This window comes from Novosphingobium sp., assembly GCF_041905565.1.
Lineage (GTDB): Bacteria > Pseudomonadota > Alphaproteobacteria > Sphingomonadales > Sphingomonadaceae > Novosphingobium.
The window spans coordinates 83,907-97,119 of sequence record NZ_JAYRKX010000003.1 but is presented as its reverse complement, the minus strand read 5'-3'; the positions used below and the strand labels follow the sequence as shown (position 1 = coordinate 97,119).

Genomic DNA, 13,213 nt, shown 5'->3' with positions numbered 1-13,213 from the left:
CCTTACCCCGCCACCAGTCCGGGCAGCCACAAGGTCAGCGCCGGGAACGCGATCAGGCAGCCCAGGTGGATGAAATCGGCCCCCAGGAACGGGATCACCCCGCGAAAGATCGTGCCCAGCGACAGGTCCTTGGCGATCCCCTGGATGACATAGATGTTCAGCCCCAGCGGCGGGTGGACAAAGCCGATTTCCATCGTGCGCACCAGGAAGATCCCGAACCAGATCGGACTGTAGCCCAGCTGCTGGGCGATCGGCAGGAAGATCGGCGTGGTCAGCAGCATCAGCGCCACCCCGTCCAGGAACGAACCGAGCAGCAGCAGCACCAGCGTCATGACGATGATGGCGACCACCGGGCTGGCGTGGAAATCGGTCACCGCGCCGGACAGCGCCTCGGTGATGCCGGTGGTGCTGATGAAAGTGGCAAAGACCAGCGCGCCGATGATCACGACATAGATCATCCCCGCCGTGCGCAAGGTGGCGCGCAGCGCATCGACCACAGTGGCGCGGTTCAGGCCGCCGCGCACCGTCAGCAGCACCAGCGATCCGACCACCCCGACCGAGGCCGCCTCGGTCGGCGTGAACCAGCCGATCATCAGCCCGCCGATCACGAACAGGATCAGCGCGAAGATGTCGATCACCTTGCGCAGCGCGGGCAGGCGCTCGCGCCACGGCACGCGGGCGGTGGCCGGGCCAAGCTCGGGCCGGAAGGCGCAGATCAGCATGATCGTCAGCAGATAGGCCGCCGCCTGGGACAGCCCCGGCACCACGGCGGCGGCAAACAGCTTGCCGATCGATTGTTCGGCAATGATCCCGTAAACGATCAGCGCGCCCGATGGCGGGATCAGCGATCCCAGCGTGCCGCCCGCGGCCAGCGCGCCCGATGCGAAGCCGGGATGATAGCCGGCCTTGCGCATTTCCGGCAGGGCGACCGAACTGATCGTGGCGACCGTCGCCAGGCTCGACCCCGAAATCGCGCCGAACCCCGCGCAGCCCCCGATCGAGGCAAGCGCGAGGCCGCCCCGGCGATGCCCGACGAACTTGGCCGCGACATCGAAGAAATCGCGGCTGGCCCCGGCGGCAAAACAGATGTGCGCCATCAGCAGGAACAGCGGCAGCACCCCCAGCTCGTACTTCGAGAGCACTTCGAACGAGACGACCCCGCCCTTGATCAGCGCGGCTTCGGGGCTGAGCATCACCGCCAGCCCGCCCAGCCCGACCAGCAGCAGGCCAATCCCGATCGGCACGCCCCCCGCCAGCAGCAGCAGCAGCACGGCGATGCCCAGCACGCCGATGGTTTCGGGCGCGATCATGCCGGCCTCCGCAGGGCGATGCGCAGGAAGGTGGCGGCGATCAGCAGCGCAAAGCCGATCCACACCAGTCGCAGCCAGCGGATCGGGATGTACAGCAATTCGGTTTCCTCGAACCCGTGCCACAGGTCGCGCAGCACCAGCGCCGAACCGGCCGCCAGCACCAGGAACACCAGCGCGCTCAGGCCCGCCGCGATCCGCGCCAGGCGCGCGGCCGCCTGGCGGGGCAGCCGTTCGGTGACAATGTGGACCGAGGCGTGCCCGCCGACCAGCGTGGCGATCAGCATGGCCGAGGTGCCCAGCAGCACGACCATCGCCTGGACCAGTTCGATCGAACCCAGCAGGTGCAGCCCGGTATGGCGCCCGGCCACGGCGAGCGCATCGGTGGCGGTCGCGCCCAGCAGGCCGAAGCCGCCCAGCCCATAGGCCAGCGTGGCAAGCGGCCCGCGGGCCTGCGCCGCGCCGTCTTCGGGCAGGTCGGACAGGCTTTCCTCGGGCGGGAGGTGGGCCTCCAGCGGGCTGGCCGGGTGGTTCATCGCAAACGCCTCTCCACATCGTGCAACCGGTCGGACGGTTGACACATCGCGCTTGCAGCCGTCTAATGGGGCTGTCTAGCAGACGGTAGAATATTTCAACTATTTTGTTTGTCAACAAAACGAATGGATCCGGTCCGATGAACGCGAAGAGCCAGCTGCTGGAACGGGATGGCGATGCGGCGCCCGCGCGGATCAACCTGGGCCGGCTGGGGCAGTTCGTCGGCTTTCGCCTGCGCCGTGTCCAGAACCAGCTGTCGCGCAATTTTGCCACGGTTACCGCCAATGAAGGGCTGCGCTCCGGGCTGTTTTCATCGCTCGCCATCGTCGAGGCCAATCCCGGCATCTCGCAAAGCGAGTTGTCCCGCGAAGTGGGGCTGGACAAGTCGGTCACCGTCACCATCGTCGATGAAATGGAAAAGTTCGGCTGGGCCGAACGCCGCCGTTCAACGCAGGATCGGCGCCGTTACGCGCTCTATGTAACGCCCGCCGGGGCGGCCAAGCTCAACCACCTGTTCTCGCTGATGGACGAAACCGAAGCGGCGGTGCTGCACCAGCTTTCGCCCGGGGAAATGCAGCTGCTGTCGGAGCTGCTGGACCGGATGTACGAAGCCATCGTGCGCGAGGACGGTTCCGCCCAGCCGGGGTAACGTCCTGCAAAAGGATAGTTGACTTCTTCCACTAATTGATCGACACCTTGGCTGCCTGGGGGCGAAGTGCGTCCCCTGTCGGCACGTCAACAGGGCGGCCGCCGGGCGGTGGAGAGGGCGAGGCGAATCGCCATTCGGTGCGGGCCAGACGGGCTCGCCGCTTTCCCCTTCCTTCCGGGCACCGGAATGCAGCTTCGCTTGTCGAGCGGGAGGATGAAAATGGCCATTGCAAAGTCGATCACTGTTCGCGCTTCGGGTTTCGCCCTGGCAATTGCGCTGCTGGCGCCCGGCAGCGCCCAGGCGCAGTCCGCCCCGGCCGGCGATGGCGAAGAGGCGATCATCGTTACCGGCAGCCGCGTGCGCGGCGAAGCGCCGGTCGGATCGACCGTGACCACCCTGGGCGCGGCCGACCTGGCCGCATCGGGCCGCGTCACCATCGACCGCGCGATCAAGGAACTGCCGCAGGTGTTCGACCTGGGCGTGTCGGAAAACTCGCGCGGGCAGACCGGCGGCGCGGGCAACATCGTCTATGGCAACTCGGTCAACCTGCGCGGGATCGGTCCCAATGCGACGCTGATCCTGATCGATGGCCACCGCGTCACCAACAACAGCCGTTCGACCGACCCGTCGGTCCTGCCGACGCTGGGCGTCGAGCGGGTCGAGGTGGTCGCGGACGGCGCTTCGGCGATCTATGGTTCGGATGCGGTCGCGGGCGTGGTCAACCTGATCCCGCGCCGCAGCCTGAACGGGATCGAGGCCTTTGCCCGCGGCGGCGTGTCGGGCGACGGGATCTATCACGAATATTCGGCCGGGATCGCGGCGGGCAAGAAGTTCGATCGCGGCCAGGTGATGATCGCCTACGAACACGTTGAAAAGAGCAATCTCAACGGTTCGGACCGGCCGTTCTTCACCAGCAACCAGACCGCGCAGGGCGGCAGCGACTATTCGGTGCTGCGCTGCCAGCCGGGCAATATCCGCGCGACCCAGGCCGGGGTGACCACCACCTATGCCATTCCGGCGGGCGGCGTCACGGCTGCCAGCCAGCTGGTTGGCGGGACCAGCAACAAGTGCGACGACCTGCAGGGTCAGGATCTGATCCCGCGCCAGAAGTACGATTCGGTCAACGGCACTTTCACTTTCGAGCTGACCGACTGGCTGACCGTGCTGGCCGACGGGTTCTATTCGCGCCGCACGTTCGAGCGCAATCCCGCCTTTGCCAACGCTTCGCTGACCGTGCCGTCGACCAATGCCTGGTTCATCCGCCCGGCCGGCTTCACCGGGTCCAGCTATTCGCTCGACTACAATTTCGCGCGCGACGTGGCCCGCAACAGTTCGACCGGGTACGGCGAAAGCTGGCAGATCACTCCGGGCGTCAAGATCAAGCTGCCCCGCGACTGGCAGTTCGAAGCGCTGATCGGCAAGGGCCGGACGAGCGACAATTCCAGCTCGTTCCTGGGCACCAACAACACCGCGCTGAACAACGCGCTCAAGAGCAGCGATCCGCTGACCGCCTTCGATCCCTATGGGCTGGGGCGGACCCAGGCTTCGGTCATCGCGGGGATCTTCAACCAGATCTCGATCAACCCGACGGTCGGGCATTACACCGGCTATGAAGCGCGGATCAACGGGCCGCTGCTCCAACTGCCGGGCGGTACGGTCAAGCTGGCGGCGGGCTATGAAGGGCAGGAATTCACGGTGGACCTGGGTGTCGCGCGCGGCAACCCGGGCACGGCGGTGGCCTGGACCTATCGCAGCCGCCGGGTGGATTCGGCCTATGCCGAACTGCTGATCCCGCTGTTCGGGCCGGACAACGCGACCACCGGCTTCCAGAAGCTCGAACTGGATGCGGCGGTGCGCTATGACAACTATTCGGATGTCGGCAGCACCACCAATCCCAAGATCGGCATCAACTGGACCCCGGTCGATGGGCTGAAGCTGCGCGGCTCCTATGGCACCTCGTTCCGCGCGCCCACCCTGCCGCAGCTCTATGGCAACACCAACCAGCTGTTCGTGCAGAGCTACCAGAATCCGGCGGGCGGCGCGCCGATCGTCGGGGTCGCGCGCTCGGGCGGCAACCTTGGCCTGTCGCCCGAAACCGCGACCACCTGGTCGATCGGGGCCGATCTGGAACCGCTGCCGAACCTGCGGCTGTCGGCGACCTATTTCAACGTCGATTACAAGAACCAGGTGATCGCGCTGCTGTCCGACCTGTCGGTGCTGACCCGGCTGGCGCAGTATAACGGTACCGGCCTGATCGTGCAGGGCACGGCGGCGGCGCAGGCCGTCACCGATGCGCTGGCCGCGGGCGTTGCCCCGCCGACCGGCGTGCTGCCCAACCCGGTCACGCTCTATGTCGACGGGCGCAGCCAGAACCTGGGGCGCTCGATCACCAGGGGGATCGACTTTACCGCCAATTACCGCATCCCCACCGACAAGCTGGGCACTTTCGGGATCAACCTGTCGGGGACTTACCTGACCAGCTTCAAGACCGCGCAGACCCCGTCCGCGCCGATCATCAGCCAGCTCAACCAGATCTTCCAGCCGCTGCGCTTCAAGATGCGTGCGGCGCTGAACTGGGAGAAGGGGCCCTTCGCCGCGGCCCTGCGGGCAACCCACGTGAACGGGTACACCAACACCGCCGCGCCGGTGGCGACCCCGAACCAGCGCGTGTCGAGCTATACTCCGGTTGATCTCAACCTGACGTGGAAGGTGGGCGATGACCAGTCGCTGACCTTCGGGCTGGAAGCGCGCAACCTGTTCAACATCAAGCCGCCCTACGTCAACATCGCGCCCAGCGTGAACGGCAGCGGCGGTTATGATGCGACCACCACCGATCCGATCGGCCGCCTGCTGGCCGCCTCGGTCCGCGTGAAGTACTGATGCGCGCCGCGCTGGCCGCCGCCGCGTTGAGCTTGCTCGCCGCGGGGGCGGCGGCGCAGCCCGCTGCCACTCCCGCGCTGCTGGCCGCCTCCGCGCCCAGCAGCTTCGGGCACTACCAGCCGCCCCGGCAGTTCACCGGGCAGGTGACCCAATCGTTCTACGTGCCGATGCGCGACGGGACCCGGCTGGCCGTGCTGGTCGCGCGCCCGGCGGTGGGCGGCAAGGCGGCTGAGGGCCGCTTTCCGGTGATCTGGCACCATTCGCTGTCCGCCACCCAGCAGCCCGGCGACGGCGTGGGGCCGCGTGCGGGCGGGTTCGTGACCATGCCGGGCCTGACCGACCATGGCTATGTCGTGGTCCAGGTCGCCCGGCGCGGCAACGGGCAGTCCTTCGGCACGATGCGCGGCTATCACGATCGCAACGAGGCGCAGGACGCCTACGAGCTGATCGAATGGCTGGCCAGCCAGCCGTGGTCGAACGGCATGGTGGGGCAGTATGGCTGCTCCAACACCGGCGATGCGGCGATGCACGCGATGACCGTGGGGGCGCCGCACCTCAAGGCGGTGTTCGCGGGCTGCTTTTCGTGGAACAAGTACGATGCGATGCGGCGCGGCGGGATCTTCGCGCAGTGGGGCACCGGCCCGACCCGCACGATCGAGCAGGACATGGCGGCAAAACCCGTCGATGGTGACGAGGGCAAGGTCATGCTGCGGGCCGCCGCCGAGCAGCACCAGCGCGGCGTGCCGCTGTTCGATGTGTGGAAGGCGCTGCCGTATCGCGACAGCTTTTCGCCGCAGCTGCAAAGCACCTTCTGGGCGGAAGGGAGCGCATCAAGCTACCAGCCGCAGATCGTGCGGAGCGGCATTCCCCTCTACGTGGTTGGCGGCTGGCGCGATGAACTGCGCGACCAGGGCCTGATCGCGCGGATGAACATTCCCGGCGCGCGGATCCTGATCGGTGACTGGCTGCACTGCCAGAACGATGGCTTTGCGCTGGTCGAGGAAGCGCACCGCTTCTTCGACCGCTACCTCAAGGGGATCGACACCGGGATCGACCGCGACGAGCCGGTTCACTACTACGTCACCGGGGCGAACCAATGGCGCGCCACCAGCCAGTGGCCGCTGCCGCAGGCCCGGCAGACCGAGTTCACGCTGGGCGCCAGGGGCATCGCCGCCGGCAGCCAGCCTAAGGCCGCGCTGAACCAGAGCTTCGCGGTGGATTACGGCGTGACCTGCAAGGAAGGCGGCGCGGGATCGACCGTGCAGCCGTGTCACCTGCCGGGGCAGGGCCTGTCGCTGCCGGGCAAGGTGCTGTCCGCCCCGGTCGAAGTGACGGGCCATCCGCTTGCCGATGTCTGGATCGCCGCCGATACGCCGGATGCCAACCTGTTCCTCTATCTCGAGGACGTCGCCCCCGACGGCACGGTGCGGGTGGTGACCGAGGGGCGGCTCAAGGCAAGCTTGCGCAAGCTGGGCGAGGCGCCCTGGGCGCTGCCCGGCCTGCCGTGGCACCGCGCCTTTGCCGAGGACGCCCAGCCGCTCCAGCCCGGCGTGCCGGTGCGCTTGCAGTTCGATCTGATGCCGACCTCCTATGTCTTCGCCAAGGGGCACCGCATCCAGATCACCCTGACCGGATCCGACCACCGCGAGCGGGCCCGCGACCAGGCTGCCCAGCCCGCCCGGATCACCCTGATCAGCGATCCGGCGCGCCCGTCGCGCGTCAGCCTGCCGATCGTCCAGCCATGACCTGCCAGCAAGGATGACCCGTCCCATGCGTCTGACCGCCCTTGTCCTGCCGCTGCTGGCGCTGCTGGCCACGCCGGTGTGCGCCGCCGCACCGCGCTGGATCGGCCCGCTGCCCGAAACCGCCAGTTCGCAGGTCTTTTCCCCGGTGGTGCTGGCCGGCACGCGCGAGGACGCGGCAATGCGGGCCGCCGGTTATGTCCAGGAGGAATTCCTGCTGAGCGGCGAGGGCAACATCTATGGCGAAACGGCCGATGGCCTGGCCGAAGTGCGCACCGCCAAGGTCCCGTACACCACCCGGCTGGTGATCCTGCGGCCGCGCGATCCGCGCAAGTTCAACGGCACCGTCCAGATGGGCTTTACCCACCCCAGTCTGGCCAGCGCGCAGTGGGGGCGGATCGATGCGCTGGTCTTGCGCAGCGGCATGGCCTATGCCTTTCTCGCGATCGGCGGCGATGCCGGAACGCGCGAGCGTTCGACCGCGCAGTGGCCGGTGACCACGCCCAAGCTGTTCGGCTGGTACGATCCGCGGCGCTACGGCGCATTCCAGTGGGGCGAGGACGACGGCATCCGCTGGGACGCGATGGGCCAGGCCGCCACCCTGCTGCGCGATCCGGGCCGGGACGGCCCGCTTGCCGGGCTGAACGTGCGGCACGTCTACTTTTCGGGCTGGTCGTTCCTGGGTTCGACCATCCGCAGCTGGATCAATTTCGGCTTCCATGACCGCTATCGCCGCCCCGATGGCTCGCCGGTGGTCGACGGCTACCTGATCGGGATTTCGGCCGGGTCGGTGCCCGCCGGGCACACCCCGCTCAATTCGGCGGATCCGGTCAAGGATCGCAACCGCGAGTTGCTGCGGGTGATCGACCGTCCGGTGATCGAGCTGACCAGCGAGATGGAGGCGATCACCAACATCTATCCCCAGCGCCCGGAAAGCGACGCCGTGGCGGGTGGTCACCGGATCTATGAGCTGGGCGGCGTAAGCCACGGGGATACGGGAATTTCGGCGCAGGTCCGCGCCGCATCGGTGCAACTGGCCGCGCGCCGCCATCCGGCGGTCGAACCACTGGTCGCCTGCACGGTCGAGGATACCGACGTGCCAATGCGCGACGTGGCGCAGGCCGCGCTGGTCAACCTCAACCGCTGGGTCGAAACGGGCCAGGCGCCGCCGCTGGCGAGCCGGATGCAGGTGGCCGCCGATGGCAAGGATTTCATCCGCGACGCATTCGGCAACCCGCTGGGCGGGGTGCGCGCGGCGCAGCTTGACCTGCCGCTGGTGCGCTATGGCGAACCGCCGGCCGAGTTGTGCGGCGGCAAGGTGCCGCGCCGCAACCTGCGCCGCCTGCCGGTCGACCCGGCGCTGATCGCCAAGGCCTATCCCGGCGGCAAGGGCGAATACCTCGCCCGGTTCAAGGCGCGGCTGGGCGAACTGGTGCGCCAGCGCTGGCTGCTCGAGGCCGATGCCATCGCCCAGCTGCGCGCGGCCGAACGCTTTGCCACCCAGGCCTTTCCCCGCGGGCGCGGCGACAAGCCGGCGGCCAGCGCGGGCACGCTGCACGGCGGCGCGAAATGGGCGGCCGAAGTGCCGGCCAACTGGAACGGCACGCTGCTGCTGTGGGGGCGGGGCTATTCGCCCAAGGCCGGTGCGCCCGATGTGGCGCCTGCCGCCTGGCGCGACGCCTTGCTGGCCAAGGGCTATGCGCTGGCGGCATCGAATTACGGCGCGGATGGCTGGGCGCTGGCCGAAGCGGTCCCCGCGCAGGAGGCCGTCCTGGCCGCCTTTGCCAGGATCCATGGCCAGCCGCGCCGGACCCTGGCCTGGGGCCAGTCGATGGGCGGGCTGGTATCGACTGCGCTGGCCGAACGGCGCCGGCCGGTGGTGCAGGGCGCGATCGCGCTGTGCCCGTCGATCGGCGGGGCGGTGGGGATGATGAACATGGCGCTGGACGGGGCCTTTGCCCTGCGCACGCTGGTTGCCCCCGATGCCGGGCTGGAACTGGTCGGGATCAGCGACGACATGGCCAATAGCCGCCGCGCGCAGGCGGCGGTGGCGGCGGCGCTGGCTTCTGCCCAGGGGCGGGCGCGGCTGGCGCTGGCGGGCGTGCTGGGAGGCATCCCCGGCTGGACCGTGCGCGGCAGCGCGCGCCCGGCCGAGGCCGACTTCGAGCGCCAGGTCGACGAGATTGCCGCGGCCTTTGTCATGGGCGTGTTCCTGCCCCGGCAGGACCAGGAACGCCGCGCCGGCGGCGTGTTCAGCTGGAACATCGGGGTGGACTATGCCGCGCAGCTGGATCGTTCGGGCCGCCGCGCGATGGTCGAGGCGCTCTACCGCCAGGCCGGGCTGGACCTGGCTGCCGACCTGGCCCGGCTGAACGCCGCGCCGCGCATTGCCGCGCAGCCGGGCGCAGTGGCCTACATGATGGCTCATTACACCCCCACCGCCCGGCCGGGCGTGCCGGTGCTGAGCGTGCAGACGCTGGGCGACGGGGCGACCTCGCCCTCGCTCCAGCAGGCCTATCTCGATGCCGCCGATCCGCGCATGGTGCAGGGGCTGTGGCTGGATGCCGCCGGGCACTGCGGGCAGAGCAAGGAAACCGCGCTGACCGCGCTGGCACAGCTCGAAGCGCGGCTGGATGGCGGCGAGTGGCCCAACCCGCCGGCCGGAACCATTCGCCACACGCCCGCGCCGATGCTGCGGCCGTGCCGGCGCGGGGGCAGTTGCGACTAGCGCGTGGGGTCAATCGATCCCCTTGCGCTCGATCGACCATTCGCCCGATGCGCACAGCCGGCAATTGGCCCCGGTAAAGGTCCGCCCCGCCACCTTGTCGCCGCGCAATTGCCACTCCAGCCAGTCAACCGCGACGCTGGCCACCGCGCCGCCATTGGGGCGCTGGAACGTGCCGCCGTGGCCGACCGGCAGGTTGAGCTTGACCGCCGGGACATGGTCGATCCTGGCAAAATCGTCGCTGCCGTTGGGATAGGCGACATCGCCCGGACCGCCGAGGAAATAGACGACCGGGGTGTGCAGGCCCTTCAGCAGGCGCTTGTCCACGCTGATCCCCTGGATCGGGTTGCTGCCATCGGCAAAGACCCCGCTGTTGTGGATCAGCACGGCGCGGATGCGCGGATCGGCCGCGACCTGCAGCGCCTGCAGCCCGCCGCACGAATGGCCGGCGACAGCCACCAGTGCGGGATCGATCCGGCCGCGCAGCGCGCTGCCCTTGCGGGTGTTTTCCTGCAGCGCCCAGTCCAGCCCGGCGAGCACGTCGCGGCTGGTGGTGGCGACCGGCGGCAGCTTGCCGCTGGCGTCGGGGCTGCGTTCGGGCCGCGCTCCGACCGCGCCGGGGCCAGAATAGACCTGGCCCGGCGCGATCACCAGGTAGCCGTGCGAGGCGATCTTCAACAGGTGCTGGCGGGCGCTGGCGCCATCCGCGCGGCAGCCGCCGTTGCCCCAGACCAGCACGCCCAGCTTGCGCTGGCCCACCGCCGCCAGGTTGGCCGGGCGATAGACCACATGGTTCGCCAGAGTGGGGTCCACTTCCATCCTGGCCGGATAGGGGCCGTCGCCCGGGCCGTTCGGCAGGGCGTCATAGGCGGCGCGCGCCGCCGCCACGGCTTCGGGCGCGGGGGGCGCGGGCACTTGCGCGGTCAGCGGCGCGGCCAGTGCGGCGATCAAGGCGGCGGTCAGGGCCGGGTTCGGCAGGGGCAGGCGCATGGGGATCTCCTCTCGGGTTCGGCGGGCGATGCTAATCGGCGCGGGACGGGGCGCAAGCCCTTGCAGACAATTTTTCGGCTTGGACGTGGGGCGATGGTCCTTAAATCCGTAAGGGAAAGTGCGTTGCGGGCACGGCAGATCGGCCATTGCAAGCGCTTGCTAAACGCGATACGAACGAATTGTTATGATTCATTACTAAACGCGCCGCAGCGGGCGGGGTAATGGATCGGGGAGAGAAAGGCGTGCCGCATATCCTGCTTGCCACCGGCGATCTGGCCATGGACCGCGCCGACTATGACGAAAGCTTCGTCGCGGCGGGCGATCTGCTGCGCGCGGCGGACCTGACTTTCGGCCAGCTGGAAACCAGCTTTGCCGCGGGCGGCACCCGTCTGCCGCAGGCCCGCCACGCCGTGCTGGCCCGGCCGGAAGGCGCCGCGGCGCTGGGCCGGGCGGGGTTCGACGTGATCTCGATGGCCGGCAACCACTGCATGGACTGGGGCGCCGAAGCTTTCTTCGAAACCCGCGATCACTTGCGCGCGGCGGGGATCGAGGTGGTTGGCGCGGGCGCCAACATTGCCGAGGCGCGCACCCCCGTGATCCGCACGCTGGGCGATGGCACCCGCGTGGCCCTGCTGGCCTATTCCAGCATCCTGCCGCAGGCCTACTGGGCGGATGAACGCCGCCCCGGCTGCGCGCCGATGCGCGCGCACACGGTCTATGAACAGATCGAGCATGACCAGCCGGGCACCCCGGCGCGGATCCACACCTTTCCCCACCGCGAGGACCTGGCCGCGATGGAGGCCGACATTCGCGCCGCCAAGGCCCAGGCCGACGTGGTCGTGGTGTCGCAGCACTGGGGCATCCATTTCGTTCGTGCCGCGATTGCCGATTACCAGCGCGACGTGGCCCGCGCCGCGATTGCCGCCGGGGCCGATGCGATCCTGGGCGGCCACGCGCACATCCTGAAGGGGTGCGAGGTGATTGACGGCAAGCCGGTGTTCCATTCGCTGTGCAACTTCGCCACCGACCTCAAGATGGACGAGGCCCACGCCAAGTCGAAAAGCTGGAACGAGATCCGCGTGCTGGCCGAGGAGTGGGAGCCGGACTTCGAAGGGCTGTACAACTTTCCCACCGCCGCGCGCCTGTCGATGATCGCGCGGCTGGAAATCGGCGGCGGCAAGCTGCTGCGCGCGGGCTTCCTGCCGCTGTACATCGGCCGCGATGCGGTGCCGCGCGTGGTTGATCCGGGCAGCGCCGAATATGCCCAGGTGCTGGAATACATGACCGCCGTGACCGGCGAGGCGGGGCTGAACGCCCGCTACGTCCCGCAGGCCGACATGGTTGAGGTGACGGCATGAGCGGGCGGCTGCGCAACCTGCCGATGGAAGGCTGGGTCGGGCTCTACTTCCTGCTCTACCTGCCCAACGTGATGATCACCCGCTGGGTCAGCACCACGCCCCACGCGGGGCTGGGGCGGCCGCTGACCGGGCTGGAAACGCTGCCGGCGTCGCTGATCTTCAACATGGTGCTGACCTACCTGTTCATCTGGTGGTCGGGCTGGCACCGCGAAGCGAACGCGGTGCGGGTGGCCGGCTGCCGCGTGCCGGTGCCGACGCGGCTGACGCTGCTGTCGGGCTTTGGCACGGCGCTGGTGCTGTTCACGGTGCCCTTGTCGTTTACCATTGCCGATGTCTCGATCCCGTTCATCCAGCTGCTGATGCGCGGCGACATCCTGGTGATCGCGCCGCTGGTCGACGTGTTGTTCGGGCGGCGGGTGCGGTGGTATTCGTGGGTCGCGCTGGCGATGGTGCTGGGCGCGCTGTTCATCACCCTGTTCGACCGCGGCGGGCTCAACCTGCCGCCGCTCGCGATCCTGACCGTGGTGCTTTACACCTTCGGCTATTTCCTGCGCCTGGCGGTGATGAACCGCATCTCGAAAACGGGCGATCCAGCCTCGGTAAAGCGCTATTTTGTCGAGGAAAAGGTGATTGCCCTGCCGCTCTCGGTGGCGGTGCTGGCGGTGATTTCGGCATCGGGCATCGGCGGTCAATCGGGCGAACTGGCCTGGGGCTTCGGCGCGGTCTGGACCGATCCGGTGATCTGGCCGCTGTTTCTGATCGGTGCGACCCTGGCGGTGATCGGGGTGGTGGCCATCGTCATCCTGCTCGACCCCAAGGAGAACGCCTATTGCGTGGCGCTGGAACGCGCCGCCAGCCTGGTCGCCGGGGTCGGCGGATCGGTGCTGCTGGCGCTGCTGTTCGGCGGCAGGATGCCGCGCCCGGCCGAACTGGTCGGCGCCGCCATCCTGGTTGCCGCGATCGTCCTGTTGTCCATCGCCCCGCGCCTGGCGGCCCGGCGCGAGGCGCGCGGCGAGACTGTTTGAACC

9 protein-coding genes are annotated in these 13,213 nt (G+C 68.8%); 6 read left to right on the top strand and 3 right to left on the bottom strand.

Annotation, left to right across the window (positions count from 1 at the left end; all coding sequences use genetic code 11):
* Nucleotides 1-2 precede the first annotated feature (2 nt).
* Together ACE3N9_RS03850 and ACE3N9_RS03845 are read right to left on the bottom strand one after the other, a co-directional pair.
* Nucleotides 3-1,310 (bottom strand): TRAP transporter large permease, encoded by a 1,308-nt coding sequence (locus ACE3N9_RS03850; protein WP_374281027.1) that lies wholly within the window; start codon nt 1,308-1,310, stop codon nt 3-5.
* Nucleotides 1,307-1,843 (bottom strand): TRAP transporter small permease subunit, encoded by a 537-nt coding sequence (locus ACE3N9_RS03845; protein WP_374281025.1) that lies wholly within the window; start codon nt 1,841-1,843, stop codon nt 1,307-1,309. The genes ACE3N9_RS03850 and ACE3N9_RS03845 overlap by 4 nt, the downstream gene beginning before the upstream one ends.
* Nucleotides 1,844-1,980: 137 nt before the next feature.
* Here ACE3N9_RS03845 and ACE3N9_RS03840 point away from each other — a divergent pair, with 137 nt between their 5' ends.
* The 4 genes from ACE3N9_RS03840 (at nt 1,981) to ACE3N9_RS03825 (ending at nt 9,840) form a co-directional block, all read left to right on the top strand.
* Complete coding sequence (locus ACE3N9_RS03840) at nt 1,981-2,490, top strand: MarR family winged helix-turn-helix transcriptional regulator (protein ID WP_374281023.1); 510 nt, start codon at nt 1,981-1,983, stop codon at nt 2,488-2,490.
* A gap of 219 nt (nt 2,491-2,709) precedes the next feature.
* Nucleotides 2,710-5,370, top strand: a complete 2,661-nt coding sequence (locus ACE3N9_RS03835; protein WP_374281021.1) for a TonB-dependent receptor plug domain-containing protein — start codon at nt 2,710-2,712, stop codon at nt 5,368-5,370.
* Nucleotides 5,370-7,115 carry a CocE/NonD family hydrolase gene (locus ACE3N9_RS03830; RefSeq protein ID WP_374281019.1) on the top strand — a complete coding sequence of 582 codons (1,746 nt, stop codon included), beginning with the start codon at nt 5,370-5,372 and terminating at the stop codon, nt 7,113-7,115. Before ACE3N9_RS03835 ends, ACE3N9_RS03830 begins: the two co-directional genes overlap by 1 nt.
* A 25-nt stretch (nt 7,116-7,140) precedes the next feature.
* Complete coding sequence (locus ACE3N9_RS03825; RefSeq protein ID WP_374281017.1) at nt 7,141-9,840, top strand: alpha/beta hydrolase domain-containing protein; 2,700 nt, start codon at nt 7,141-7,143, stop codon at nt 9,838-9,840.
* Between the two features lie 9 nt (nt 9,841-9,849).
* Here ACE3N9_RS03825 and ACE3N9_RS03820 read toward each other — a convergent pair whose 3' ends face one another.
* Nucleotides 9,850-10,827, bottom strand: coding sequence for a hypothetical protein (locus ACE3N9_RS03820; RefSeq protein WP_374281015.1), 978 nt, complete (start codon nt 10,825-10,827; stop codon nt 9,850-9,852).
* A 221-nt stretch (nt 10,828-11,048) separates the two neighbouring features.
* Between ACE3N9_RS03820 and ACE3N9_RS03815 the strand changes: the two genes are divergently transcribed.
* Nucleotides 11,049-12,185 carry a CapA family protein gene (locus ACE3N9_RS03815; RefSeq protein WP_374281013.1) on the top strand — a complete coding sequence of 379 codons (1,137 nt, stop codon included), beginning with the start codon at nt 11,049-11,051 and terminating at the stop codon, nt 12,183-12,185.
* Nucleotides 12,182-13,210, top strand: coding sequence for a hypothetical protein (locus ACE3N9_RS03810; protein WP_374281011.1), 1,029 nt, complete (start codon nt 12,182-12,184; stop codon nt 13,208-13,210). Before ACE3N9_RS03815 ends, ACE3N9_RS03810 begins: the two co-directional genes overlap by 4 nt.
* The last annotated feature ends 3 nt before the right edge of the window (nt 13,211-13,213 follow it).

What these genes read in the sequence shown, in the direction of transcription:
- ACE3N9_RS03815 (WP_374281013.1), top strand. Translation starts at nt 11,049, where the DNA reads ATGGATCGGGGAGAGAAAGGCGTGCCGCATATCCTGCTTGCCACCGGC.
- ACE3N9_RS03830 (WP_374281019.1), top strand. Translation starts at nt 5,370, where the DNA reads ATGCGCGCCGCGCTGGCCGCCGCCGCGTTGAGCTTGCTCGCCGCGGGG.
- ACE3N9_RS03840 (WP_374281023.1), top strand. Translation starts at nt 1,981, where the DNA reads ATGAACGCGAAGAGCCAGCTGCTGGAACGGGATGGCGATGCGGCGCCC.
- ACE3N9_RS03850 (WP_374281027.1), bottom strand. Translation starts at nt 1,310, where the DNA reads ATGATCGCGCCCGAAACCATCGGCGTGCTGGGCATCGCCGTGCTGCTG.
- ACE3N9_RS03845 (WP_374281025.1), bottom strand. Translation starts at nt 1,843, where the DNA reads ATGAACCACCCGGCCAGCCCGCTGGAGGCCCACCTCCCGCCCGAGGAA.
- ACE3N9_RS03810 (WP_374281011.1), top strand. Translation starts at nt 12,182, where the DNA reads ATGAGCGGGCGGCTGCGCAACCTGCCGATGGAAGGCTGGGTCGGGCTC.
- ACE3N9_RS03825 (WP_374281017.1), top strand. Translation starts at nt 7,141, where the DNA reads ATGCGTCTGACCGCCCTTGTCCTGCCGCTGCTGGCGCTGCTGGCCACG.
- ACE3N9_RS03820 (WP_374281015.1), bottom strand. Translation starts at nt 10,827, where the DNA reads ATGCGCCTGCCCCTGCCGAACCCGGCCCTGACCGCCGCCTTGATCGCC.
- ACE3N9_RS03835 (WP_374281021.1), top strand. Translation starts at nt 2,710, where the DNA reads ATGGCCATTGCAAAGTCGATCACTGTTCGCGCTTCGGGTTTCGCCCTG.